Annotated in this window: 23 protein-coding genes and 1 tRNA gene; 15 read left to right on the top strand and 9 right to left on the bottom strand. The window is 71.4% G+C overall.

Going from position 1 to position 24,683, the window contains the following annotated elements; all coding sequences use genetic code 11:
- The first annotated feature begins 14 nt into the window (after window positions 1-14).
- Genes hpnA through ACFFGY_RS08290 form a run of 7 tightly spaced genes read left to right on the top strand, consistent with a single transcriptional unit; the run spans window position 15 to window position 8,154 of the window.
- The gene (hpnA, locus tag ACFFGY_RS08320) at window positions 15-1,037 is read left to right on the top strand and encodes a hopanoid-associated sugar epimerase (RefSeq protein ID WP_377043994.1); all 1,023 of its coding nucleotides are present in this window, start codon (window positions 15-17) and stop codon (window positions 1,035-1,037) included.
- Window positions 1,034-2,488 carry a glycosyltransferase gene (locus tag ACFFGY_RS08315; protein ID WP_377043993.1) on the top strand — a complete coding sequence of 485 codons (1,455 nt, stop codon included), beginning with the start codon at window positions 1,034-1,036 and terminating at the stop codon, window positions 2,486-2,488. The genes hpnA and ACFFGY_RS08315 overlap by 4 nt, the downstream gene beginning before the upstream one ends.
- Window positions 2,485-3,369 (top strand): squalene synthase HpnC, encoded by an 885-nt coding sequence (gene hpnC, locus ACFFGY_RS08310; RefSeq protein WP_377043992.1) that lies wholly within the window; start codon window positions 2,485-2,487, stop codon window positions 3,367-3,369. The genes ACFFGY_RS08315 and hpnC overlap by 4 nt, the downstream gene beginning before the upstream one ends.
- Window positions 3,366-4,229, top strand: coding sequence for a presqualene diphosphate synthase HpnD (gene hpnD / locus ACFFGY_RS08305; RefSeq protein ID WP_377043991.1), 864 nt, complete (start codon window positions 3,366-3,368; stop codon window positions 4,227-4,229). The genes hpnC and hpnD overlap by 4 nt, the downstream gene beginning before the upstream one ends.
- Window positions 4,226-5,473, top strand: coding sequence for a hydroxysqualene dehydroxylase HpnE (gene hpnE / locus ACFFGY_RS08300; RefSeq protein WP_377043990.1), 1,248 nt, complete (start codon window positions 4,226-4,228; stop codon window positions 5,471-5,473). The genes hpnD and hpnE overlap by 4 nt, the downstream gene beginning before the upstream one ends.
- Before the next feature lie 57 nt (window positions 5,474-5,530).
- A complete protein-coding gene (gene shc / locus ACFFGY_RS08295) occupies window positions 5,531-7,474 on the top strand; it encodes a squalene--hopene cyclase (protein ID WP_377043989.1) in 1,944 nt (647 codons plus the stop codon).
- 44 nt (window positions 7,475-7,518) lie between these two features.
- Entirely contained in the window at window positions 7,519-8,154 is a 636-nt protein-coding gene (locus ACFFGY_RS08290; RefSeq protein WP_377043988.1) for a phosphorylase family protein, read from the top strand.
- Here ACFFGY_RS08290 and hpnH read toward each other — a convergent pair.
- Complete coding sequence (gene hpnH, locus ACFFGY_RS08285) at window positions 8,104-9,306, bottom strand: adenosyl-hopene transferase HpnH (protein ID WP_377043987.1); 1,203 nt, start codon at window positions 9,304-9,306, stop codon at window positions 8,104-8,106. The genes ACFFGY_RS08290 and hpnH overlap by 51 nt on opposite strands.
- 341 nt (window positions 9,307-9,647) lie before the next feature.
- Between hpnH and ACFFGY_RS08280 the strand changes: the two genes are divergently transcribed.
- Window positions 9,648-10,268 carry an ABC transporter substrate-binding protein gene (locus ACFFGY_RS08280; protein WP_377043986.1) on the top strand — a complete coding sequence of 207 codons (621 nt, stop codon included), beginning with the start codon at window positions 9,648-9,650 and terminating at the stop codon, window positions 10,266-10,268.
- A gap of 77 nt (window positions 10,269-10,345) precedes the next feature.
- Here ACFFGY_RS08280 and ACFFGY_RS08275 read toward each other — a convergent pair whose 3' ends face one another.
- Window positions 10,346-13,030, bottom strand: a complete 2,685-nt coding sequence (locus ACFFGY_RS08275) for an MMPL family transporter (RefSeq protein ID WP_377043985.1) — start codon at window positions 13,028-13,030, stop codon at window positions 10,346-10,348.
- A 399-nt stretch (window positions 13,031-13,429) separates the two neighbouring features.
- On the opposite strand from ACFFGY_RS08275, the gene ACFFGY_RS08270 reads away from it, so the two are divergent.
- The 3 genes from ACFFGY_RS08270 to ACFFGY_RS08260 all read left to right on the top strand — a co-directional run bounded on the left by ACFFGY_RS08270 (window position 13,430) and on the right by ACFFGY_RS08260 (window position 16,069).
- Window positions 13,430-14,833, top strand: a complete 1,404-nt coding sequence (locus ACFFGY_RS08270) for an ethanolamine ammonia-lyase subunit EutB (protein ID WP_377043984.1) — start codon at window positions 13,430-13,432, stop codon at window positions 14,831-14,833.
- Window positions 14,826-15,605 (top strand): ethanolamine ammonia-lyase subunit EutC, encoded by a 780-nt coding sequence (gene eutC, locus ACFFGY_RS08265; RefSeq protein WP_377043983.1) that lies wholly within the window; start codon window positions 14,826-14,828, stop codon window positions 15,603-15,605. Before ACFFGY_RS08270 ends, eutC begins: the two co-directional genes overlap by 8 nt.
- Before the next feature lie 125 nt (window positions 15,606-15,730).
- On the top strand, window positions 15,731-16,069 hold the full coding sequence (locus tag ACFFGY_RS08260; RefSeq protein WP_377043982.1) for a hypothetical protein: 339 nt from the start codon (window positions 15,731-15,733) through the stop codon (window positions 16,067-16,069).
- A 278-nt stretch (window positions 16,070-16,347) separates the two neighbouring features.
- On the opposite strand, the gene ACFFGY_RS08255 is transcribed toward ACFFGY_RS08260, so the two are convergent.
- Both ACFFGY_RS08255 and ACFFGY_RS08250 read right to left on the bottom strand, forming a co-directional pair.
- A complete protein-coding gene (locus ACFFGY_RS08255; protein ID WP_377043981.1) occupies window positions 16,348-16,587 on the bottom strand; it encodes a hypothetical protein in 240 nt (79 codons plus the stop codon).
- Between the two features lie 106 nt (window positions 16,588-16,693).
- The gene (locus tag ACFFGY_RS08250) at window positions 16,694-17,233 is read right to left on the bottom strand and encodes a hypothetical protein (protein ID WP_377043980.1); all 540 of its coding nucleotides are present in this window, start codon (window positions 17,231-17,233) and stop codon (window positions 16,694-16,696) included.
- 755 nt (window positions 17,234-17,988) lie between these two features.
- On the opposite strand from ACFFGY_RS08250, the gene ACFFGY_RS08245 reads away from it, so the two are divergent.
- Window positions 17,989-18,306, top strand: a complete 318-nt coding sequence (locus ACFFGY_RS08245; RefSeq protein ID WP_377043979.1) for a hypothetical protein — start codon at window positions 17,989-17,991, stop codon at window positions 18,304-18,306.
- A gap of 258 nt (window positions 18,307-18,564) precedes the next feature.
- Here the strand turns inward: ACFFGY_RS08245 and ACFFGY_RS08240 are convergent, their stop codons facing one another.
- From ACFFGY_RS08240 to ACFFGY_RS08225, 4 genes are all read right to left on the bottom strand, one after another.
- Window positions 18,565-18,801, bottom strand: coding sequence for a hypothetical protein (locus ACFFGY_RS08240; RefSeq protein WP_377043978.1), 237 nt, complete (start codon window positions 18,799-18,801; stop codon window positions 18,565-18,567).
- A 285-nt stretch (window positions 18,802-19,086) separates the two neighbouring features.
- Window positions 19,087-19,162: transfer RNA gene (locus ACFFGY_RS08235), tRNA-Glu, on the bottom strand.
- A 44-nt stretch (window positions 19,163-19,206) separates the two neighbouring features.
- Window positions 19,207-19,383, bottom strand: a complete 177-nt coding sequence (locus tag ACFFGY_RS08230; protein ID WP_377043977.1) for a DUF2256 domain-containing protein — start codon at window positions 19,381-19,383, stop codon at window positions 19,207-19,209.
- The gene (locus ACFFGY_RS08225) at window positions 19,380-19,664 is read right to left on the bottom strand and encodes a DUF6476 family protein (protein ID WP_377043976.1); all 285 of its coding nucleotides are present in this window, start codon (window positions 19,662-19,664) and stop codon (window positions 19,380-19,382) included. Before ACFFGY_RS08225 ends, ACFFGY_RS08230 begins: the two co-directional genes overlap by 4 nt.
- Here ACFFGY_RS08225 and ACFFGY_RS08220 point away from each other — a divergent pair.
- From ACFFGY_RS08220 to ACFFGY_RS08210, 3 genes are all read left to right on the top strand, one after another.
- A complete protein-coding gene (locus ACFFGY_RS08220) occupies window positions 19,651-20,637 on the top strand; it encodes an RluA family pseudouridine synthase (protein ID WP_377043975.1) in 987 nt (328 codons plus the stop codon). The genes ACFFGY_RS08225 and ACFFGY_RS08220 overlap by 14 nt on opposite strands.
- Before the next feature lie 236 nt (window positions 20,638-20,873).
- Window positions 20,874-21,758, top strand: coding sequence for an RNA polymerase sigma factor RpoH (rpoH, locus tag ACFFGY_RS08215; RefSeq protein WP_377043974.1), 885 nt, complete (start codon window positions 20,874-20,876; stop codon window positions 21,756-21,758).
- 180 nt (window positions 21,759-21,938) lie between these two features.
- Window positions 21,939-23,273, top strand: a complete 1,335-nt coding sequence (locus tag ACFFGY_RS08210; RefSeq protein ID WP_377043973.1) for a chloride channel protein — start codon at window positions 21,939-21,941, stop codon at window positions 23,271-23,273.
- 94 nt (window positions 23,274-23,367) lie between these two features.
- Here the strand turns inward: ACFFGY_RS08210 and ACFFGY_RS08205 are convergent, their stop codons facing one another.
- The gene (locus tag ACFFGY_RS08205) at window positions 23,368-24,648 is read right to left on the bottom strand and encodes a Gfo/Idh/MocA family protein (protein WP_377043972.1); all 1,281 of its coding nucleotides are present in this window, start codon (window positions 24,646-24,648) and stop codon (window positions 23,368-23,370) included.
- Between the last annotated feature and the right edge of the window lie 35 nt (window positions 24,649-24,683).

The following is a 24,683-nucleotide window of genomic DNA, read 5'->3' as shown; positions in this document are numbered from 1 at the left end:
AGGACATACGGCAGGTGCTGGAGCGGAACGTGCTGAGCCCGGGCGACACGGTGCTGGTGACCGGCGCCTCGGGCTTCCTGGGTTCCGCCGTGGCACGGGCGCTGCTGGCGCGCGGCCTGCGGCTGCGGGTGCTGGTGCGGCCCAGCAGCCCGCGCGGCAACCTCGAGGGCCTGCCGTGCGAGATCGTGGTCGGGGACCTGCGCGACGCGAACTCGCTGCGCCCCGCGGTGGCCGGGGCGGACGCGATGTTCCACGTCGCGGCGGATTACCGCCTCTGGGCACCTGACCCGAACGAGATCCTGCGCGGCAACGTCGAGGGGACGCGCAACCTGATGGGTGCGGCGCTCGACGCCGGGGTGCGGCGCGTCGTCTATACCAGCAGCGTGGCGACGCTGCGGGTCAAGGGTGCCACCGCGCCGGTGGACGAGGACGCGCCGTCGCGCCCGGACGAGACGATCGGCGTGTACAAGCGCTCCAAGACCATCGCCGAGCGCGCGGTGGAGGAGATGGTGCTCCGCGACGGTTTGCCGGCGGTGATCGTGAACCCGTCCACCCCGATCGGGCCGCGCGACATCCGGCCGACGCCCACGGGGCGGGTGATCCTGGACGCGGCGCTGGGCAAGGTGCCGGCCTTCGTGGACACCGGCCTGAACCTCGCGCACGTGGACGACATCGCGGCCGGTCACCTGCTGGCCTTCGAGCGCGGCGAGGTCGGCCGGCGCTACATTCTGGGCGGCGAGAACGTGACCCTGCGCGAGATGCTGACCGCCATCGCCGCCATGACCAACCGTCGGCCGCCACGCGTCAGCCTGCCGCGCGCGCCGCTGTTTCCGGTGGCCTGGGCGATGCAGGCCGCGGCACGGGTGACGGGGCGAGAGCCGCTGCTGACAGCGGATGCGCTGCGGATGTCGCGCTATCGGATGTTCTTCACCTCCGCCCGGGCGGAGCGGGAACTCGGCTACAGCTATCGGCCCTGGCAGGAGGGGGTTCGCGACGCGCTGGGCTGGTTCCGTGAGGCGGGGATGATCCGCCCATGAGCTGGCTGCTCCTCGCGCTGCTGCCGGTGGCGATCTGGCTGGTGATGCTGCTGGGCCGCGGCGGCTTCTGGCGGGCGCTCGACCGCGACGACCGGGACGAGGCCCCTGCCCCGTCCCGCTGGCCCTCGGTGGTGGCGGTGGTGCCGGCGCGCGACGAGGCGGACGTGATCGCGCGCTCGGTCGGCAGCCTGCTGGCGCAGGATTATCCCGGCCCCTTCCGTGTGGTGCTGGTGGATGACAACAGCAGCGACGGCACCGCCGCGGTGGCGCGTGCCCTGCCGGGTGCGGCGGAGCGGCTGGAGGTGCTGTCCGGCGCGCCGCTGCCGCCGGGCTGGACCGGCAAGCTCTGGGCCATGCGGCAGGGGATCGAGCGGGCCAGCGGCGGCGCCGCGCCGGGCGAGGCATCGGGGCGGCCCATCGGAGATGGCGGGCAGACGGGTGGCGACGGGGCGCCACCGGACTACCTGCTGCTCACCGATGCCGATATCGGCCACGCGCCGGCGAACCTCCGCGCCCTGGTCAGCAGGGCGGAACGGGGCCGCTGCGCCCTGGTGTCGCTGATGGCGGAGCTGAGCTGCTCCAACGCGGCGGAACGCTTCCTGATCCCGGCCTTCGTGTTCTTCTTCCAGATGCTCTACCCCTTCCGCTGGGTGTCGCGCGACAACAGCCGCGTCGCGGCGGCGGCCGGCGGCTGCATGCTGGTGCGCCGCACGGCGCTGGAGGCGGCGGGCGGCATCGCCTCGATCCGGCACGAGATCATCGACGACTGCGCACTGGGGCGGCGCCTTAAGGCGCAGGGGCCGATCCGGCTGAGCCTGACGCATCGCGCCCACAGCCTGCGCCCCTACCGCACCGTGGCGGAGATCGGGCGGATGGTGTCGCGATCCGCCTACGCGCAGCTCGGCTACTCGCCGGTGCTGCTGCTCGGCACCGTGGTCGGGATGGTGGTGACCTACCTCCTGCCGGTGGGCTTCGCGATCTTCGGCCACGGCTGGGCAGCCGTGGCCGGCTGGGTGGCCTGGGCGATGATGACCGTGAGCTTCGCGCCGATCCTCGGCTTCTACGGCGTATCGCGGCTCTGGGCGCCGGCGCTGCCGGTGATCGGGGCGACCTACACGGTGTTCACCCTCCGCTCGGCGGTGGATGTTTGGCGCGGGCGGGGCGGCATGTGGAAGGGGCGATCGCAGGCGCTGGCCGGGGCTGGCGAGGCCGGGCTCACGCCGGTGCAGGCGGCTCCGGCAACTGTTCAGCCCGCGGCCGTGGGCCGGCTGCCGGCGAAAACCCGCCACGACGCGCCCGGCGGGCTGCTCCAGAACAACGGTGCCGCGGTCCCTGGCGGTACGGAGACGGATATGCGGAACGACCCAAGGGACGCCCCCGGACCTGGCCCGGCGCAGGGGCACGGCCCGGCACCCGCGGGGGCGCCCGGTGGCGAAGGGTTGCGGGCATGAGCGGCGCGGCCGAACTCGCCTCCGGCAAGGGGCACGAGGACGAGAACTTCCCCGTCGCCTCCCGACTGGTAAGCGCGCGCCACCGGGCGCCGATCATGGCTTTCTACCGTTTCGCCCGCGCGGCCGACGATGTGGCCGACCATGCCTCGGCGCTGCCGGAGGACAAATTCGCCCAGCTCGACGCGCTGGAGCGGGGCTTGCGCGGCGACCGCGCGGCGGCGACGGAGGGCTGGGCCCTGCACCTGGTGCTGCGGGAGCGCGGGCTGACCGAGCAGCACGGGCACGATCTGCTCACCGCCTTCCGGCAGGACGTGACCAAGCGGCGCTACCGCGACTGGGAGGACCTGCTGCGCTACTGCCGCTATTCCGCCACGCCGGTCGGGCGCTTCGTGCTCGACGTCCACGGCGAGTCGCCGGCGATCTGGCCGATGAACGACGCGCTGTGCGACGCGCTGCAGGTCATCAACCACCTGCAGGACTGCGCCAAGGATTACCGCGCGCTGGACCGGGTCTACATCCCCGAGGACGCACTGACCGAAGCCGGGATCGGCGTGGAAAGCCTGGCGGCGGAGCGCGCCTCGCCGGCGCTGCGCGGCGTGATCGCGGGGCTGGCGCGGCGGACGGCGGGGCTGCTCGACCGGTCGCGGCCCTTCTCGCGCGGGATCGACGACCTGCGCCTCGCGCTGGAGGTGGCGGTGATTCAACGGCTGGCGGAAAGCCTCAACGGGCGGCTGCTGGTGCGCGACCCGCTCCGCGACCGGGTGCATCACCGCAAGGGCGAGGCGCTGAGCCTGGCAATGCTGGCAGCCCTGTCGGCGCTGCCGGGGCGGCTCGGGCGACGGAAGACGGGGGCCGCGCTGGCGGCGGGGACGCGCGGATGACGGTGGCAACGGCGACGGCGCCGGATCAGGCGGCGCTGGAGAAGCAGGTCTCCGGCAGTTCCTTCTACGCCGCGATGCGGCTGATGCCGCCGGCCGAGCGGGCGGGCATGTTCGCGATCTACAGCTTCTGCCGGCAGGTGGACGACATCGCCGACGACGGCAGCCGCCCGCGCGCGGCCCGGGCGGTGGAGCTCGAAGGCTGGCGCGTGGACCTGGCGGCGCTGTTTGCGGGCATGCCGGCGGGGCGCGCCGCCTTCCTGGCGGAGGCGGTGCGGCGCTGGGGCCTGCGGCAGGAGGACTTCCTGGCCGTGGTGGACGGCATGGCCATGGATGTGGAGCGCGACATCCGCGCCCCCGACGCGGCCACGCTGGACCTGTACTGCGACCGGGTGGCGAGCGCGGTGGGCCGCCTGTCGGTGCGGATCTTCGGCATGGAGGAAGCGCCCGGCGAAGGGCTGGCGCACCATCTCGGGCGAGCGCTGCAGCTGACCAACATCCTGCGCGACATCGACGAGGACGCGGCGATCGGCCGGCTGTACCTGCCGCGCGAGGCGCTGCTGGCCGCTGGCATCACCGGGGACGACCCGGCCGCCGTGGCGGCGGACCGGCGCCTGGATGCGGCCTGCCGCGCGGTGGCGGCGCAGGCGCGCGAGCACTTCCGCCGTGCCGACGCGATCCTGGACTCGCGACCCAGGGGCCGGCTGCTGGCGCCGAGGCTCATGGCCGAGGTGTACCGCCGCATTCTCGACCGCATGGAGGTGCAGGGCTGGGCCCCGCCGCGCCACCGCGTCCGGATCGGCAAGCCGCTGCTGTTCTGGCTGATCCTGCGCCACGGCCTCGGCGAGGGCCTGCGACGGTGACGGCGCACGTCCTCGGCGCCGGGCTGGCGGGGCTGTCGGCGGCGGTGCGGCTGCTGGCGGCCGGCCTGCCGGTCGAGCTGTCCGAGGCTGCCGCCCAGGCGGGCGGGCGGTGCCGGTCCTACCGGGACCCGCAGCTCGGCATGGTGATCGACAACGGCAACCACCTGGTGCTGTCGGGCAACGCGGCGGTGGGGCGCTACCTGAAGGCGATCGGCGCCAGCGAGCGGCTGATCGGGCCGCTGGAGGCGGAGTTCCACTTCGCCGACCTGCGCGACGGCGCGCGCTGGACGGTGCGGCCCAACCGCGGGCGCCTGCCCTGGTGGGTGCTGGTGCCGGGGAGACGGGTGCCGGGAACGCGGGTGCGGGACTACCTGTCGCTGGTGGCGCTGACCCGCCGCCATCCGGGCCGGCGGATCGACGCGGTGATGCCCACGCGCGGCGCGCTGTGGGAGCGGCTGATCGAGCCTTTCCTGGTGGCGGTGCTGAACACAAGGGCGGAAGAAGGCTCAGCCGACCTTGCAGGCGCGGTGGTGCGTGAGAGCCTGGCGATGGGCTCCGACGCCTGCCGGCCGCGGATCGCCTCGCCGACGCTGGCGGCGGCCTTCGTGGAGCCTGCGGTGGAACGGCTCACGGCCGGTGGTGCGGCGCCGCGGCTCGGCCGGCGGTTGCGGCGGATCGAGTTCGCGGGCGACGTGGTCAGCGCGCTGCACTTCGCCGACGGCGTCGTGGCGGTGGCACCGGAGGAGCCGGTGGTGCTCGCCCTGCCCGCCTGGGTGGCGGCGGAGCTGGTGCCGGACCTCACCGTGCCCGACGACCACCGGGCGATCGTCAACGCGCATTTCGCCCTCGCCCCGCCCGCCGGCGCCACGGCGATGATCGGGGTGGTGGGCGGCACGGCGGAATGGGTCTTTGCCTTTGCCGACCGCTTCTCGGTGACGGTGAGCGCTGCGGATCACCTGCTGGAGGAGGACGCGGCGACGCTGGCCGCGCGCATCTGGGGCGAGGTCGCGCGGCTGCACGGGTTGAGCGATCCCCTGCCCCCGTACCGCATCGTGCGGGAGAAACGGGCGACCTTCGCGGCCACGCCTGCGCAGGCCGCAAGGCGGCCATCCGCCCGCACCCTGTGGAGAAACCTGTTCCTCGCCGGCGATTGGACCGATACGGGGCTACCTTCCACGATCGAGGGCGCGCTGCGCTCCGGCGAAACGGCGGCGGCCCTGGCGGCCGCCCTCCGCAGGAACTAGGACTGTTCGACGATGTTCGATGCTTCGGCTGAACCGACGAGGCTGGAAACCGGCAACATGACCGGTGCCGACCCGCTGGCAGGGATCGAGGCCGGCGTTCACCGCGCGGCGGAGGCGCTGAAGCGACTCCAGCGCGAGGATGGGCACTGGGTCTTCGAGCTCGAGGCCGACGCCACCATCCCGGCCGAGTACATCCTGCTGCGCCAGCACCTGGCCGAACCCGACGACCTCGTGCTGGAACGCCGCATCGGCAACTACCTCCGCCGCATCCAGGGCGCGCATGGCGGCTGGCCGCTGTTCCACGGCGGCGCCTTCGATATCAGCGCCTCGGTGAAGGCCTATTTCGCGCTGAAGATGATCGGCGACAGCACCGGGGCGCCGCACATGGTCCGCGCGCGCGAGGCGATCCTGGCGGCCGGCGGCGCCGGGGCGAGCAACGTCTTCACCCGCATCCTGCTGGCCCTCTACGGCGAGGTGCCGTGGAAGAGCGTGCCCAATATGCCGGTCGAGATGGTGCTGCTGCCGCGCTGGTTCCCGGTTCACCTGAGCAAGATGAGCTACTGGGCGCGCACCGTGCTGGTGCCGCTGCTGGTGCTGCAGGCCAAGCAGGTCCGGGCCCGCAACCCGCGCGGGGTGACGATCCAAGAGCTGTTCCTGCCCAAGACTCGGCGCGGGCAGCGACAGCTCTCGCACCGCAAGGCCGGCTGGGCGTTGTTCTTCAACGGTCTGGACGCGGTGCTCAAGGGTGCCGAGCCGCTCTGGCCGCGCAACGCGCGGGAGCGCGCGATCGCCTGGTGCGAGAATTTCGTGCGGGAGCGGCTGAACGGCGAGGACGGGCTGGGCGCGATCTACCCGGCCATGGCGAACTCCGTGATGATGTTCGACGCGCTGGGCTACGGGGAGGACCATCCCGACCGCGCCATCGCGCGCCATTCGATCGAGAAGCTGCTGGTGATCCGCGAGGCACAGGACGAGGCCTATTGCCAGCCCTGCGTGTCCCCCGTCTGGGACACCGCTCTGACCTGCCATGCCCTGCTGGAAGCCGGTGAGGCCACCCACGCGAAATCGGTGGAGCGCGGGCTGCGCTGGCTGAAGCCTCTGCAGGAGCTGGAGCTGCGCGGTGACTGGGCCGAGGAGCACCCCGATCTGCGGCCGGGCGGCTGGGCCTTCCAGTACCGCAACGGCCATTACCCCGACGTGGACGACACCGCCGTGGTGGTGATGGCGATCGACCGGGCCCGCAGCCGCCTCGGGCTGGAAGGCTTCGACGAGGCGGTGTCGCGCGGCGCCGAATGGACGGCCGGGATGCAGAGCCGCAACGGCGGCTGGGGCGCCTTCGATGCCGACAACGACCACGGCTACCTGAACAACATCCCCTTCGCCGACCACGGGGCGCTGCTGGACCCGCCCACGGTGGACGTGTCGGGCCGCTGCGTCGGGATGCTGGCGCAGCTGGGCGAGGCACCGGACTCGCCCCGGATGCGCGCGGCGGTGGAGTATCTCCGCCGCGATCAGGAGGTCGACGGCAGCTGGTTCGGCCGCTGGGGCGTGAACTACATCTACGGCACCTGGTCGGCCTTGTGCGGCCTCGCCGCCGCCGGCCTCGGGCCGGAGGACACGGCGGTGGCGCGCGGCGCGGAGTGGCTGCTGAGCATCCAGAATAGCGACGGCGGCTGGGGCGAGGGCTGCGAGAGCTACCGCCTCGACTACCGCGGCTACGAGACGGCGCCTTCGAACCCCTGCCAGACCGCCTGGGCGCTGCTCGGGCTGATGGCCGCGGGGCGGGTCGATGATCCGGCGGTGGAGCGCGGCGTCACCTGGCTGCTGCGGGCGCAGGACGAGACCGGACTGTGGGACCAGGAGGTTTATACCGGCGGCGGCTTCCCGCGGGTCTTCTACCTTCGCTACCACGGTTACGCGCGGTTCTTTCCGCTCTGGGCCATGGCGCGCTTCCGCAACCTGCGGCGTTCCAACACCCAGCTGCCCGCCTGGGGCCTGTGAGGCGCAGCGCAGCGCCGGGACCGTCGGTCCTGGCGGTGACGGGGATGCGGCGGGAAGCGCGGCTGCTGCGCGGCGCCGGTGTCCGGGTGGTGACCGGCGGAGGCGACCCTGCGGCGCTGGAGGAACGGCTCGCGCCCCTGGCGGCGGAAGCGCGCGGCATCATCAGCATCGGCATCGCCGGCGCCCTGGCACCCGGGTTGGTGCCCGGCGACTGGGTGGTGGGTGGCGCGGTGCTGGATGGGGTGGAGCGGCTACCGGTCGATCCGGACTGGAGCGACGCGCTGCTGGAATCGCTGCCCGGCGCCGTGCCGGGGCTGATCCTGGGTTCCGACGTGATCGTGGGCGGTCCGCGCCAGAAGGCGATGCTGCGTCGGAGCAGCGGCGCCGCGGCGGTGGACATGGAGAGCCACGTCGCCGCCCGGGTGGCGCGCCGTTACGGCCTGCCCTTCGCGGCGGCGCGCGTCATCTCGGATGGGGCGGAGCGCGGCCTGCCCGAGGCGGCGCTGGTGGCGATGCGGCCGGATGGCGGGGTGAGCCTGCCGGCCGTGTTCGGTTCGGTGATCCGCGACCCGCTGCAGATCCCGGCGCTGATCCGCACCGGGATGGAAGCGGGCCGCGCCTTCCGGGCGCTACTCCGCGGCCACCGTGGGCTGGGACCCCGCCTCGCCTGTCCCGGCTGAGGCGGCCGGGCGGGCCGACGGCCCGTGCTTGGCGGACTTGGTGCGGCGGATCTCGGTCAGCTTCTTCTCAACATGGGACGAGAAGACGTACTGCGCCGGGCGCTGGTTCGCGATCGAGATGTCGGGCGCCATCGGCCCCTCGGTCCGCACGCCGCGCAGGAACACCGAGGCCGCCTTGATCGGGTTGCGCACCGTGTGCGCCACGGCCGAGGCCTCGAAGCCGGAATGGACCATGCAGTCGGCGCATTTCTCGTAGTTGCCGACGCCGTACTTGTCCCACTCGGTGTCGTCCATCAGCTCCCGGAAGGTCTTGGCGTAGCCCTCGCCCAGCAGGTAGCAGGGCTTCTGCCAGCCGAAGACGTTGCGCGTCGGGTTGCCCCAGGGCGTGCAGGCATAAGCCTCGTTGCCGGCCAGGAAGTTCAGGAACATCGTGGACTGCGTGAAGGGCCAGTCCCGCCCGCCCCGGCCGCGACGCAGGATGCCGCGGAACAGTTCCTTGGTCTTGGTGCGGTTCAGGAAGTGCTGCTGGTCCGGCGCGCGCTCATAGGCGTAGCCGGGCGACACGGTGATGCCGTTGAGGCCCAGCGTCTTCATCTCGTCGAAGAAGTCCGCCGTCTGCTCGGGGTCGGCGTCGTTGAACAGCGTGCAGTTGATGCTGACCTGGAAGCCGCGGCTCTTGGCGAGCTTGATGGCCTCCACCGCCTTCTCGTAGACGCCGTCCTGGCACACCGACTTGTCGTGCATGACCTGGTTGCCGTCGAGGTGGATCGACCAGGTGAAGCCCGGGTGCGGCTTGTAGTCGTCGATCTTCTTCATCAGCAGCAGGGCGTTCGTGCACAGGATCACGAACTTCTTGCGCTTGAGATAGCCTTCGACGATCTGCGGCATCTCCTTGTGCAGCAGCGGCTCACCGCCCGCGATCGAGACCACGGGGGCGCCGCACTCGTCGATCGCTTCCATGCACTGATCCACCGTCAGGCGCTGGTTCAGGATCTCGGCCGGGTAATCGATCTTGCCGCAGCCGGCGCAGGCCAGGTTGCAGCGGAACAACGGCTCCAGCATCAGCACCAGCGGGTAGCGCTTCCGCCGAGTGACGTGCTGCTTGAAGATATAGGCTCCGATCCGGGCCGCCTGCAGCATCGGGATACCCAAGGGGCACGCTCCTCGTTCTTTCCTGCCGGGGCCCGCTGGGCCCGCCGGCGTGATCCGCACTGTGACGCTTCCGGCGGGCGGAAACGGTGTTCTGTCGACGCGGATCAGCGATCCGCGCAGCCCCGGTTGCGATTCGCGCGGGCCCTCCCGCGGCGCAACAAAGGGCAGTCGATCCCTGCCCTAGCACGTCCGGAAGCCGCGCGCGCCACGCAAGACGCGCCGGGGAGCCACGTTCGCGGGAGATAGGCCGGCGGGGAAGACGGCGCCCACGAAGCTGTGTCCCCCCTGCCACGGCTACAACCCCTTGTCGCGGCGGGCGGGGGTGACGAAGAACTTGCCGCATGTCCATCACACGCCGCGCCGGCCTCGGCCTCCTGCTTTCCCTGCCCCTCCTGCCCGGGACCGCGCGCCGTGGCCAGGCACAGGGAGCAGCCGATCCGGCCGCGGCCCAGATCGAGCGCCTCCATGAGGCCGTGCTGGGCATCATGAAGAACGCCCAGGCGCTGGGCATCGAGGGCCGCTACCGTCAGATCGCCCCGGCGGTGGAGGCCGCCTTCGACCTGCCCGCCATGACGGCCTTTGCCGTGGGATCGCGCTGGAGCAGCTTCTCGCCCGCCGAGCAGGCGCAGGTGGTGGAAGCCTTCACCCGCATGACCGTGGCAAGCTACGCCCACAATTTCAACGGCTTCAGCGGGCAGAGCTTCGTGACCGACCGGGTGGAGCCGCGCGGCGAGGAGCGGATCGTGGCGACGCGCCTGCTCAACCCGGGCAAGGAGTCGGTGGACCTGACCTACCGCATGCACCAGGCGAACGGGAGCTGGCGGATCACCGACGTGCTGCACGACAGCATCAGTGAGCTCGGCATCCGCCGGTCCGAGTTCGCGGCCTCGGTGCGGCAGGGCGCGCCCACGCTGGTGCAGCGGCTGAAGGAACTGTCGGACCGGCTGATGCAGCCGGGCTGACGCCGCCGCGGCAGGTGGCTGGTGGCGCCGAGGTCGCGGCAACCCGGCCTCAGCCCCTCGCCTCAGCCGCCCCTGCCTCAGTGACCCGGGGCGCGCGGTGCCGCCGGCCTGCCCAGCAGGGCCGGCTGGAGAACCAGGATCACCGCCAGCACCCAGAACAGCGACAGCATCAGCAGCCGCCCCATGCTGGCGGTGCCGGGATGGCTGGACAGCCACAGGCTGCCGAAGCCGGTGGCGGTGGCGAGTGCGCTGAACACGATGGCGCGGGTCAGCGGCGAGGCGAGCAGCCCGTGCTCCCCGTGCCGCCAGGCCATCACGAAGTAGATGTTGAAGGCGACGCCGATGCCGAAGAGCAGCGGCAGGGCGATGATGTTGGCGAAGTTCAGCGGCTCCCCCAGCACCACGCAGGAGGCCAGCGTCAGCAACCCGGCCAGGATCACCGGCCCCACCGCCAGCGCCACGTCGCGCACCCGACGCAGCACGAAGGCCAGCAGCACCGTGATCGCCAGCGCCGACAGCACGCCCGCCTGCAGGAAGGCGCCGGTGATCGCTTCGCCCGCGTCGCGCAGCGAGATCGGCGGGCCGACGGCCTCGGGCAACACGGCCTGCACGGCGTTGCCGAAGCGGGCCAGTGCCTCGTTGCTGACCGTGCCGGCGCGCGGGAAGGCCTGCATGCGGGCGCGGCCGTCCGGGCCGACCCAGTCCTGCACCAGCGTCGCTGGCAGGGTGTCGCGCGTGACCGGCCCCGCCGTCAGAGTGGTCCGGATCTGGGTCAGCAGCGTTTCGAGCGGCGCGATCACCGCGTCGCTGGCCGCGGCGCGCGTGGCGGGCGATGCCGCGGCCAGGCTTTCCAGCGCCGTGGCCAGGTGGCGGGCGGCCTCGGAGGCGGGTGTCGGCGCGGGCGTCGCGATCGGCGTGGTGGCCAGCCCGGCGCCGCGGGCCGCCACGTCGCGCAGCTTCGCCGCCAGGCCCCGCAACGCCGCGATCGTTTCCGCATCCGTAGGCGCCGGGCGGGTCGTTACCGGATCGAGCGTCAGCGACAGCAGGTCGGCGGCATCGCGGATCACGGCGAGCTTGGCGTCCTGGTCGGTGGGGATGAAGCTCGCGAGCGTGACGGCCTGGGCGACCTCGGGCAGTGCCGAGACCTTGCGCGCCGCCGCCTCGGCCTCGGCCAGCGAGGGCTCCAGCGCCTCCACCGTGTAGGGCGAGCGGTCTGGGTCGGAGGTCAGGTCCGCCAGGGTGGAAACGGACTCCGTGCGCTCGTCGCGCAGGTGCAGCGGGTTGAAGTCGAAGCTCAGCCGCGGCAGCAGCGCCAGCGCCAGCACCGTCAGCACGGCGGTGCCGGCGAACACCGCGCGACGGTGACGGACCAGCCGGCGGTCCACCGGTGCCAGGCTACGGAAGCCGACCTCCTCCGCCTCGCCCGGCGGGCGCAGGATCGTGAGCAGCGCCGGCAGCAGCGTCAGGCTGAGCGCGAAGGCGATCACCATGCCGGCGCCGGCGATGGTGCCCAGTTCCGACACGCCGATGTAGCTGGTGGGCAGAAAGGCGAAGAAGCCTACCGCGATGGCCGCCGCCGCCAGGGCCAGCGCGCCGCCGACGCCGTTGCCCGCGGCCGCCAGCGCTGCCGGCAGGGTGGGATGGAGCCGCCGCTCGGCGCGCGCCCGCACCGCGAGCTGGATGGCGAAGTCCACGCCCAGCCCGACGAAGAGCGGGATAAAGGCCACCGAGATCAGGTTGAAGCGGCCGATCGTGAGGAGGCCCAGCCCCGCGGTCAGCACCAGGCCCAGCACCGTGGTCGCGAGGATGGCGAGCACGGTTCGCCAGGAACGCACCGCCAGCCAGAGCATCAGCACGAGGCAGCCCAGCATCGACAGGCCCATCAGCGACGCGCCCTCGGCCAGGGTGCCGACCTCCTCGTCGGCCAGGGGCACGGCGCCGGTCAGCCGGACCGTGACGCCGTGCGACGGGTCGAGCGACAGCGCGGCCGCGTCCTCCCGGATGGCGGCGTCGGCCGCCGCGCCGGGGGCGAGCGAATTATAGTCGAGCACCGGCTGCACCAGGATGAAGCGCCGGGTTTCGCGCGGTCCCGGCGGCGTCGACGAGAACAGCGCGCGCCAGGAAAAGAAGGCGGGGTGCGCCATCGACACCGCCTGCAGCGTCTCACCCAGCGACTCCAGCGGGCGGCGGATGTCGTCGAGGCTGGCCTGCCCCCGCTCGACGCCGGTGAGAACCGTGGAGATCGCGCCCGTAACGCCGCGCAGGCTGGGGTCGGCCGCGAGCGGCCCCAGGAAGGGCTGGGCGGCGATCAGCTGCTCGGTGTTCCGCTGCACCTCGTCCAGCGGCAGCAGCATCAACCCGTAGCGGTCGAAGAAGGGGCCGCCATCGGGCCGGCGCAGGCTGCGGAACAGGGCGCCACGTGCCTGGAGGCGCTCGAACAGCCGGGCGGCGGCGGTTTCCGCGATCTCGGGCGTGGCGCCGTCCACCACCACCACCGTGGTATTCCTGTTTTGCGGGAACACGGCATCGAGCGCGATCTGGCGCTGCCGGTAGGGCAGCTTGGGCGAGATCAGCGCGTCGATGTCTGTGGTCATCGCGAAGTGGTGCGTCACCTGGAACAGCGCGGCCGCGCACAGGATCAGCGAGGCGAACACCACCAGCCAGGGGCGCCGGCAGCAGGCGAGAACGAGGCGGCCGGCCGCGTTGAGCCCGGTGCCGGGGCCGGTGGGGGAAGCGGCAGCACGTTCGGGCGGGGCAGGCACGGATGGATCACGCCCGGCGGCGAGGGAACGAGGCACGAGCGGGAGCCCTTCGGGTGCTGGCGGCATGTCGGCCGATGGAAGCCGTCCCGCCCCGCGTCGCGGAAGCGCCACGCCGTGGAAACAGCAGCGGTGCCGGGCGGAAAAACTGCGGCGTTCCTCCCGCCCTCGCCCCCGGCCGTCAAGCCCCGCCCCGCGCCCGCGTCCCGGACGGGGCACCAGGGCCGGGCGCGTTCCCACCCGGACCGGATGCGGGGCAGCGGGCGATCAGGGGGAGGCATTTCCACTGCGGGCGTGCCAAGCTTTCCGCGGGGTGACGCGGGGACCGTGCGGCGGCCCCGGCTCCGTCTTCGACCGGCCCGGGCGCCCTTGCCCCGGCCCTTGCCAGGGAGGGTCCTGTTCTTGGGCTACGGCGTCACGCTGGCGGGCGAAAGCTTCCGCTTCGAGGACTTGCGGGAACTGCTGGCCAGGGCCTCGCCCCGCCGCTCCGGCGATGAGCTGGCGGGGTTGGCGGCGGAAAGCGACACGCAAAGGGTCGCCGCGCGCTACGCCCTGGCGGAGGTGCCCCTCGCCCGCTTTCTCGATGAGGCGCTGGTTCCCTACGAGGCGGATGAGGTCACGCGGCTGATCCTGGACACGCATGACCAAGCCGCCTTCGCCGCGGTGTCGCACCTGACGGTGGGCGGCTTCCGCGACTGGCTGCTGCGGCACGAGACCGACGGCGCGGCGATCGCGGCCGCCTCGCCAGGGCTGACGCCTGAAATGGTGGCGGCCGTGTCGAAGCTGATGCGCAACCAGGACCTCGTTGCCGCGGCGCGCAAGGTGTCGGTGGTGACGCGTTTCCGCAGCACGGTCGGGCTGCCGGGCCGTTTGGCCTCGCGCCTCCAGCCCAACCACCCGACCGACGACCTGCGCGGCATCGCCGCCTCCACGCTGGACGGGCTGCTGCTGGGCGCGGGCGACGCGGTGATCGGGGTGAACCCGGCGGGTGATAATGTTCCGAACGGGATCACGCTGCTGCGGATGCTCGACGATCTGCGGCAGCGCCACGCCATCCCGACGCAGAGCTGCGTGCTGACGCACGTCACCAACACGATCGCGATGATGGAGCGCGGCGCGCCGGTGGACCTCGTGTTCCAGTCGGTCGCCGGGACCGAGGCCGCCAACCGTGGCTTCGGCGTGGACCTGGCGGTGCTGCGGGAAGCGCACGAGGCGGCGCTGTCGCTCAAGCGCGGAACAATCGGCGACAACTGCATGTATTTCGAGACTGGCCAGGGCGCCGCGCTCTCGGCCGAGGCGCATCACGGCGTCGACCAGCAGACGGTGGAAGCGCGCGCCTACGCCGTGGCGCGCGCTTTCCGGCCGCTGCTGGTGAACACGGTGGTGGGCTTCATCGGGCCGGAATACCTGTTCGACGCCAAGCAGATCACCCGGGCGGGGCTCGAGGATCATTTCTGCGGCAAGCTGCTCGGCCTGCCGATGGGGGTGGATGTCTGCTACACCAACCATGCCGAGGCCGATGCCGACGACATGGACAACCTGGCGATCCTGCTCGCCGCGGCGGGGGCGAATTTCCTGATCGCCGTGCCGGGCACCGACGACATCATGCTGAACTACCAGAGCCTGAGCTTCCACGACGTGCTGCAGCTGCGCGCCACCACCGGCCTGCGCGCCGCGCCGGAGTTCGAGGCGTGGCTGGAAGGGCTCGGGATGCTGGACGGGCAGCGGCGGCTGCGAACCCCGCCCGGGCGCAGCGCTCTGCTTGCCGGGGTGATCGAGGCGTCCGGGGAAGCGCCCCATGGCTGAGCCGGCGGCGGAGATCTGGGCCCGGCTACGCGAGGCCACCGGCGCGCGCATCGGGCTGGGGCGCCGTGGCGACGCGCCGCCGGTGGCGGAGGTCCTGGCGCTGCAGCTGGCGCATGCGCGGGCGCGCGACGCGGTGCACCGGGCCATGGATTGGGCGGCTGTCGAGGCGGCACTCTCCCCTGCCCCGCTCCTGCGGGTGCACAGCGCCGCGCCGGACCGGGCCACCTATCTCCGTCGGCCCGACCTCGGCCGGCGTCTCGCGCCGGAAGCGGCGGCGCTGCTGTCCCTCGCCGAAAGGCAGGTGGTGTTCGTGCTGGCCGACGGGCTGTCCGCCGCGGCGGTGGAAGCCCAGGCGGTGCCGCTGCTGCAGGCTTGCCGGGCCCGGCTGGGCGCGCTGGTGGCGGAGCCGGTGGTGCTGGCGGAACAGGCACGCGTGGCGCTGGGCGACGAGATCGGCGAAGGGCTCGGCGCCCGGATGGTGGTGATGCTGATCGGCGAGCGGCCGGGCCTGAGCGTCGCGCACAGCCTCGGCGCCTACGTCACTCACGCGCCGCGGGTGGGCCGGCGGGATTCAGAGCGGAACTGCGTGTCCAACATCCACCCCCAGGGCGGGCTGGGCACCGAGGCCGCGGCGGACCGGATCGCCTGGCTGGTGCGGGAGGGCCTCCTGCGGCGCCTGACGGGCGTGGCGCTCAAGGAGGATGCCGCCAACAGCCTCGGCGGCGGCGATGGCGGTTTGCTGCCGGGGGCGGAGGACGGCGCGGTCCGGTGAGCCGTGTTCTCACATCGCGGGGCGGCACCCGCCTCCCCGCGATGTGAGGACGGCGGGCGGCGCACAGGGGAAAATCAGCGGGGCGCCCCGATGTTCTCCTGGGGAAGCATGGAAGGGCCGGTGGCGTGCAGGCATCCGACTTGGCGAAGCTGGTGCGGGTGCTGGGGCTCCTCGGCTCCGAACACGATGGGGAGCGCGCGGCGGCGGCCATGGCGGCGCACCGGCTGATCAAGCGCTCGGGCCTGAGCTGGCAGCAATTGCTCGGCCCGGCCCAGGCGGCCAGCCGCGGGCCGGCGGCCTCGCGTCGCCCGGCGGAGGACCCTGCCGAAGCCCTGAAGGCCACGTCGTCCCGCCTGCGACAGGCGCAGCGCGAGAACGACGACCTCCAGCGGCAGATCAGACGGCTGCGGCAAAGGCTGGAAGCGAGCTACCAGGGCCGGCGGAGCTGGGAACAACGGGACTAAGCGGCCCGGAACCTCGATCCAGGGTCACCGCCTGAGGCGCGCCCCGACAGGGGGAGCCCAGGACAGGTGTGAGCCGTGTTCTGTCCTGGGCTCGGCCGGAACGGTCGGTGTGGGGAGTAGCCGGTCCGGATGGCGCGAGGTTGCTGCGCCACCCGCCGGGCAACAACGCCCAAGGTTGCGCCGGCCTCCCGCGGCCGGTGCATGCGGCGTTACACGGCCGGGCGACTCGGTGCTCCGGCGCGCCGTGCTTCGCGCGTCATCCGCGCCGCGTCCCGGGATCAGCGCCAGCCGCCGCCAGGACCACTGCCGGGACCACCACCCGGTCCGCCGCCCCATCCACCACCAGGGCCACCCGGACCACCGCCCCAGCCACCGCCCCGACCACCACCGGGCCCGCCACCCGGACCGCCGCCGCACCAGCTGAGGCCGAGCGGGCCGCAGCCGCAGCCGGCGAGGCTGCCGGCGGTGAGGATCAGTGCCAGCACCGCGAAAACGCGGGATCTGTTCCGTTTCGACATCTTCGCTCCTCCTGAGGACAGGACGTTTCACAGCCTTTCAACGCCTGCCGTGCGCGATGGATCATGCCGGCAAGGCGCACCACCCATCGCTCCGGCGGTGGCGTTGTTACCGACCGACGGTTGGCATCCGCACCGTCGTGTCGCTGAGCACCGGGGCGGCCGTGACCGGCGGCGGGGGCGGTGCGGGCGGTTGGTGGAAGCCCGAAGACAGGGCGCGCGTCTCGTCGTCGAGCGGGATCATGCTCGACTGCGGGCGGCGCATGCAGCCGCGGATGATCGGCGCGCAGATGCCGTCCTCGCCCACGGTGCGATCGTTGTTGCCGCTGTAGAACAGCGCCGCCACCTTGTTGTCGACCATGCGGAAGTTCGCCGCGCACTGCGAGCCGCTGCCGCCGATGGTGTAGCCGCCACCGACGATCGGCAGCGTGACCTCGACGCCGCCGCTGCTGTCGTTCTTCAGGTTGTAGGTGAAGATCTCGGTGTGGTCGTCGATCTTCTTGGTCTTGTCGGGAACGCCCGCACAGCTCTGGAGGTCAACGGCCGTCATCCCCTCCATGTTGATCTGCGCCTGGTGCGCCATGCGTGAGTCCGAGTAGCCGCATCCCGCGAGCGTCAACAGCGTGGCGAGGAGGAAGGGCTTTCTCATGGTCTCTCCTGATCGGCGGAGAGGCTGTTTGGTCCCATGCTGCACTGCAATGATAGGGTCGAAGGCCGGGACTCACGCGGTTCTGAGGGGATGTCGCGAGGCCGCAACGGCCACCGGCAGGCCATGTGCCCGGCAGCGTGAGACGCCTCGTCGGGTGGCCGCCACGCACGGCACGGTCGGCGGCCACCAGCGAATAATCGTCCGGGTTCAGCGGTGCGGGGGCGGCCGGCGGTAGCGCCGGCGGCGACGCGGCGGTGGGCGGCGTGGCGGCGGGGGCGGCCGACGACGCGGCGGAGGCGGCGGGCCGCGGTCGAAGGGTTGGGCCTCGGCTTCACCCGCCCCAATCAGCACCGGTGCGGCACCCAGTGCGGTGAGCAGGCCCAGCAGCAAACGTCGTCGGTCCAAGATCATCTCCGGTCGAGGCCGGCCGCTGCCACCTGGCAGCGCTCACCGGCCGGGAAGAAGCTGCGCCCCTGCGACACGTGCCGGAAGGGCCCGGATGATCACTGTTGCCGGCGCCGCTCACCCGCTTGGCGGAAGCGACGGGTCGCCGGGAGCATTGCAGGCCGCACGGGGCGCAACTCGGTGCGCTTCCAAGTCCAGGGGCATGTCTTCCGGCCGGCCCTCTGTAGCTTTCCCCTCGGAACCGCCTACATTCTGTCTGGCGACCCAGATTGTTTGGATTGGCCACAATGTATCGCGAACGCCCGAACGACTCGGCCTTCGGCTTGGTCTGCCCTCATTGCGGCGGGGCGATGCGCGCCGACGACGGCCCCGAGGGCAGGAGTCCCAAGAACAACTTCATCTGCCACATGGGACACGGCTTTTCCGCCGCGGAACTGGACCAGGCCCAGATGCAGCAGGTCGACCGAACCCTGGAAACTGCGGCGCGCATGATCAACGAGAGAGCGCTTCTCTGCCAGGTCATGCAGGGCGTGGCCCATGACCACGGCGATGCCGATTTCGCCTTCCGGCTCGGTCAGGCGCGTCGGGAGATGGAGCTCAAGGCCGAAGCCGTGCGGAAGATCATGGAACAGGGCTGGACCGCCCTCGGGCTGCGTCCGGCGCCCTGACCTGGCCCGAGCCGTGCCGCCGCTCCAGCGTCCCGGAGTGGGAACCGGTGCCCGTCGGCGATTGTGCCGTGTGATGGCTGGATGGCGCGGGCCGGTGTCCGACCTGGAATTCCGTGCTTCGACCGGCGTACCGGTTCTCGTCTGCCAGTCCAGGCCGCGCCGGGAGCTAGTGGGAGCGCCGGGTGACGAGATAGCCCGTCAGTGCAGCCGCCAGCAGACCAACCGGACCGACCAGGAACGTGAACAGTTCAGGCGTGCTCATTCCTTCAACCCCTCCAGCACCGCTCGTGCCAGCAGATGTAGGCCGATTCCGAACACGATAAACACCAAACTTGCGAGAGCGGCGACGCTCATGCCGACGCCGGGACGGACGGTTCCGTAGATCACCGCCGCCGTGGGGGTGATCACGCCGACCAGGATGCTGCCGCCAGCCAGGGTGTTGAGCCAGGTCCCGGTAAGCTTGGTTTTCTCGTTGTGGATGAGGTGGCCGCTCATGGCTTCTGCGGCTCCCCGTTCCCGACAGCAGCTGCAATGTTCTCCACGCAAGCTACAAAGCGGCGGAAGGACCCACAAGCGCCGGGGACAGGACCGCCGCGGCGGGAGCTTCCGTGCCGTCCCGAACAGCCGTTCAGGCCAGCCAGCGGCCATCACGAAGGTGATCGGGAACACCTGCCACCAAAGCGCGCACCCGGGCGGGTACAGGCAGCTTGCCACCGGTGCAGGGCTGATCATGGTGTGGTTCGGCTTGGTGGAGCTCAAACCCGCAGCAACCTGCAGGAATGGCGTCCCCTAGGGGATTCGAACCCCTGTTACCGCCGTGAGAGGGCGGTGTCCTAGGCCTCTAGACGAAGGGGACGTGGCCATCGGTGAAGCGGCTTCTACGGGAGGTTTCCCGGGTGATCAAGCCACCCCACTGCTTTCTTTTTCTTTTTTCGCACGGGCGTAACGACCGCTGCGGCAGGCGTCGGAGCAATGGCGGACGGCTTCCCAGTTGGCCGCCCACTTTTTCCGCCAGGTGAACGGCCGACCGCAGGTCACGCAGGTCTTGGCGGGCTTTTCAGACGGCCGGCGGCTCACGGGGTGACGCGTAGGTCGCCGAGCGTGCGGCCGCTGCGGGGATCCACCAGCAGGATGTGGTCCCCATCCGATCGTGACACCCAGACGCTGAGGCGGTCGCCCGCGCCGGCGATGCCCAGCACGCGCGTGCCCTCCGGCTGTTGCAGCGATCCCTCGATACGCGACATCGTGGTATTGCCCCCGGCGGCGGAGATGCGCTGAACCAGCACCGCCACCAGGCCGACGGTGGCCACCACGATCAGCACACCCATAACAACGACGAGCACCTTGAGCGCGCGCAATCCGACCCCCGACTCTTCCCTGAACTTCACCGCCGCGGAGGCGCAGGCCGGCACCCGGCTCGACCGCGTGCTGGCGGAGGCGTCAGGCACACTCTCGCGCTCGCGTGTCAAGGCGCTGATCGAGGCGGGCCATGCCAGCCGCAACGGCGCGGTGACGCGCGATCCGTCGGAGTTGGTGCGCGCGGGGCTGTGCTACGCGCTGGAGGTGCCGCCGCCGGCGCCGGCCACGCCGATGGCGCAGGACATCCCGCTGACCATCCTGTTCGAGGACCGCGACCTGATCGTGCTGGACAAGCCGGCCGGGCTGGTGGTGCACCCGGCGCCGGGCAACGAGGACGGCACGCTGGTCAACGCCCTGCTGGCCCATGCGGGTGAGGAACTGACCGGCATCGGCGGCGAGCGTCGCCCAGGCATCGTCCACCGCCTCGACAAGGACACCAGCGGGGTCATGGTGGTGGCGAAGTCCGAGGCGGCGCACCACGCCCTGTCGGAGGCTTTCGCGACCCGTGACCTCGACCGGCAGTACCTGGCGCTGGTCTGGGGAACGCCCTCCCCCACCGCGGGCGAGATCGAGGGCGACATCGGGCGGCACCCGATGGACCGCAAGCGCATGGCGGTGGTGACGCGCAACGGCAAGACGGCGCTGACGCGCTACGCCACGGAGCGGAGCTGGGGAACGGCCTGCTCGCTGCTGCGCTGCAAGCTGGCGACCGGGCGGACGCACCAGATCCGCGTCCACCTGTCGCACAACGGGCACCCGGTGGTGGGCGACCCGGTCTACCTGCGCCGGACGCCGGCCGGGGCACGGACGCTGAGCGCGGAGGTGCGCGAGGCCCTGCTGGCTTTTCCGCGGCAGGCGCTGCACGCGGCGACCCTGAGCTTCCGGCACCCGCGCACCGGCGAAACGCTGAGCTTCCGCTCGGAGCTACCGCCAGACATGGCCAAGTTGTTGATGTTGCTCGATGCCATGTAACGTTTCCCGACTGTGACAGTCGGGTTTTCCTTGCGTACTTCGCAGGTACGGTATAAAAGAACAGCCAATCCCGCAGCCGGGTGCCGCTTGCAGGCGTTATCGCATCGAACCGCTCCGACGTGACCGGAGCAACCGCGAGACGCCGGGCCCGAGCTTCGAACGGGAATCAGGAAAAGCCCTGACTCAGATCCGCCGTCACGGGGGTCTCCGAGCCAGCGAGGAGGCAGTTAACGACCATGGCTTCCAGTTCCATTATTCCGATCGCCCCTGAAGGCAACCTGTCGCGCTACCTTCAGGAAATCCGCAAGTTCCCGATGCTGGCGCCCGAGGAGGAATACAACCTCGCCAAGCGCTGGAAGGACTCCGCCGACGACAACGCGGCCCACAAGCTCGTCACCTCGCACCTGCGTCTCGTGGCCAAGATCGCCATGGGCTACCGCGGCTACGGCCTGCCGGTCGGTGAGCTGATCTCGGAGGGCAACGTCGGCATGATGCAGGCGGTGAAGCGCTTCGACCCGGACCGTGGCTTCCGTCTGGCCACCTATGCCATGTGGTGGATCCGCGCCGCGATCCAAGAGTACATCCTGCACTCTTGGTCGCTGGTGAAGATGGGCACCACCGCCGCGCAGAAGAAGCTGTTCTTCAACCTGCGCCGGCTGAAGGCCCAGATGTCGGCGCTGGAGGAAGGCGACCTGCAGGGTGAGCAGGTGGAGAAGATCGCGCGCGTGCTCCAGGTGCCGGAGCAGGACGTGGTGTCGATGAACCGCCGCCTCGCCTCGCCCGATCACAGCCTGAACGCCCCCGTCCGCGCCGATAGCGAGGGCGAGTGGCAGGACTGGCTGGTGGATGAGGGCGAGTCGCAGGAAAGCGAGCTCGCGGACCGGGAGGACATGTCCAACCGCCGCGACCTGCTGAACACCGCGCTTCGCTCGCTCAACGAGCGCGAGCGGCACATCCTGATCGAGCGTCGCCTCAAGGATGAGCCGACGACGCTGGAGGAGCTGTCGCAGCAGTACAACATCTCGCGCGAGCGGGTGCGGCAGATCGAGGTTCGCGCCTTCGAGAAGCTGCAGAAGTCGATGAAGAACCAGATCGTGGAGCGTCGCCTCGCCGTGGTGTGAGGCTTCTCCAAGGATTGGACGGAACAGGGCGACGGGTCTTCCCGCCGCCCTTTTTCTTTGCCTGCGCTCCGGATGCCGGCGCCGGCGCATGGCAGGCCGGTGCCGCAAACTGCACGCGCGGCGCTGCGCCCGTCGGTTTGTGACGGTAAGAAGAACGCCGACAGCCCGGGGAACCACGTCATGGAGGCCACTGCCGCAACGGTGCCGAAGCGCAGGCGCATGCGCCGGTTGCAGCGTATGCCGCTGGTCTCACCGCGTCAGTGGTGGCGGCGGATGGCGCTCTGGCTCGGCGCGGTGCTGGTCGGGTTGGTGGCGATCCTGTTCGCGAAGCTGGCCGATCACGCCGGCGGGTTGTTTCTTTCCATCACCGGGCGCTGGCCCTGGGCGGCCCTCGTCGTGTCGCCCCTTTGCTTCGGTGCCGCAGCCTGGCTGACGCGCCGCGTGTTCCCGGGCGCCCAGGGCAGTGGAATCCCCCAGGTGATCGCCACGCTGCACATGGACGATCCGGCGATGATCTCGCGGGTGCTCTCGGCGCGGATCGCGCTGGGCAAGGTGCTGCTGACGCTGCTCGGCCTGTGCGGCGGGGCTTCCATCGGCCGCGAGGGCCCGACGGTGCAGGTCGGCGCCTCGATCATGCAGGCGATCGGGCAGCGGCTGCGCCTGCCCCGGATCGAGGCGCAGCGGGCCATGATCCTGGCCGGTGGTGCCGCGGGCGTCGCGGCCGCCTTCAACACGCCGCTGGCCGGGATCGTCTTCGCCATCGAGGAGCTGAGCCATTCCTACGAGTCGCGCACCAGCGGCACGGTTCTGACGGCGGTGGTGATCGGTGGCGTGGTCAGCCTCGCCCTGGTCGGCAACTACGCCTACTTCGGCGTCACCTCGGTGGAACTGCCGATCGGGCTGGGCTGGGTGGCGGTGCTGGTCTGCGCAGTGGTCGGCGGGTTGGCGGGCGGGGGCTTCAGCTGGGCGCTGATCCGGGCCTCGGCAGGGTTGCCCGGCGCCTTCGGGCGCTTCGTGGCACGACGTCCGGTGATCTTCGCGGCCTCGTGCGGCCTGGCCGTGGCGGTGATCGGCCTCTTGAGCGGCGGCGCGACTTACGGCACCGGCTACGCCCAGGCCGCCGGGCTCGTCGCCGGCGAGCACCAGATGCCGCCCTCCTACGTCGTGTCGAAGTTCCTCGCGACCGTAGTGTCGTATTGCAGCGGCATCCCGGGCGGCATCTTCGCGCCATCCTTGTCCGTGGGCGCGGCGCTCGGTGGGGCGATCTCGGGGCTTCTGCCGAGCGCGCCGGCCGGGGCCGTCGTGCTGCTGGGCATGGTCGCCTACTTCTCCGGCGTCGTGCAGGCGCCGATCACCGCGGCGGTGATCGTGATGGAAATGACCAGCAACCAGTCGCTGCTGATCCCGCTGATGGCCACGGCCTTCCTGGCCACCGGCGTGTCCAAGCTGGTCTGCCGCCGCCCCTTCTACGGAGCCCTGGCGATGCGCTTTTCCCGCGCCATGGCCAGCCACTGAGGAAGGCCGCCGGAGGGTGCCTCCGGCGGCTGGCAGCCGAGGCCCGTACTGCTCCCCGGCTCCGCTGACCCGTCGTTCGTAGGAGAGAGGGCGCTCAGCCCTCCTCCGGGTCCGGTCCGCGGGTGCTGGCGGGGCGGCTTTCCACCGCGACCGGGCGGTTGTCGCCCGCGGCACGATAGACCTTTTCCATCAGGCGCATGTCCTGCAGCCCCTCCTCGCCCGGCGTGTGCGGCTGCCGCTTCGTGGCGACGCAGGTGGAGAAGTGGTCGATCTCCGTGGCGAACTGGTTCTTGTGCTCGATCTTGCGTTCTTCCTGGCCCACGACGTTGCCCGCCTTGCGCGACACGGTCATGCGCTGCCCCACGTAGGAGAAGGCGTCGGGCATCTCCACGGTGCCGCCCTCCAAGTGCAGCACCAGCGTCTTGTTGTTGAAGGCGCCGTAGGAGGAAAGGCAGCTCGCCATCACGCCAGAGGGGAAGCGCAGGTCGAAGCTCATGCTTTCCTCGACCTCCTTCCAGCGCTCGTCGCCGGAGGGGCTATAGGCGCGGGCGCTGATCTCGGTGGGTTCTTCGCCGGTGATGTAGCGCGCGGCGTTCAGGCAGTAGAGGCCGATGTCGTACAGCGCCCCGCCACCCGCGAGCCGCTTGCTGTAGCGCCACTGCGGCCCGGGGCCGTTGGCCTGGACGTTGGTGGCCTGGATGAAGCGCAGCTTGCCCAACTCGCCGGAACGGACGATATCGATGGCGGCGCGGTTGTAGGGCTCGTACTGGCAGCGATAGGCAACCATCAGCCGGACGTCGGCCTTCTCGCAGGCGTCCACCATCTCCTGCGCCTCGGCCGGGTTGTCGGCCATCGGCTTCTCGCACAGCACGTGCTTGCCCATGGCCGCGGCGCGCAGCGTGTATTCGCGATGAATGCCGTTGGGCAGCACGATGTAGACCGCCTGGACCTCGGGCATGTCGCGCAGCTTCTCGAACTCGGCGTAGGAGAAGATGGCGGTGTCGGGAACGCCGTACTGGCGCGCCACGGCGCTGCCCTTGGCGGCATCGCCCGTCACCAGGGCGCGCAGCGTGGAGCGCTTGCATTCCCCGAAGGCCGGAAGGATTTCCTCAAGGCTGAGGCGGCCCAGGGCAACCACGGCGTAGCCGACGCGCTCGGCCGGGGGCCAGGGTGCCGGCGGCGGCGGCGTGCGCGGCTCCGTTTCGCTGCGCCAGTTGGGAAAGGTGACACGGCCGTTCTGAACCGTGCCGGTATCCATGGTGGAAGGCTCGGGGTAGTTCGGCGCACCGGCGGCGCCCAGGGCCAGCCCTGCGGCCGAGAGGCCGGACACTCGGATCAGCCCGCGGCGCGTGGCTGAGAATTTGTTGTCGGACATTCGGGGGGAGGCTCCTGGAGTCTCCCCTTCAACGT

This window comes from Roseomonas elaeocarpi (assembly GCF_042433915.1).
In the GTDB taxonomy this organism is placed as follows: domain Bacteria; phylum Pseudomonadota; class Alphaproteobacteria; order Acetobacterales; family Acetobacteraceae; genus Roseomonas; species Roseomonas elaeocarpi.
Note: the sequence above shows the minus strand (reverse complement) of the source record. Positions and strands in the feature narration are given on the sequence as shown.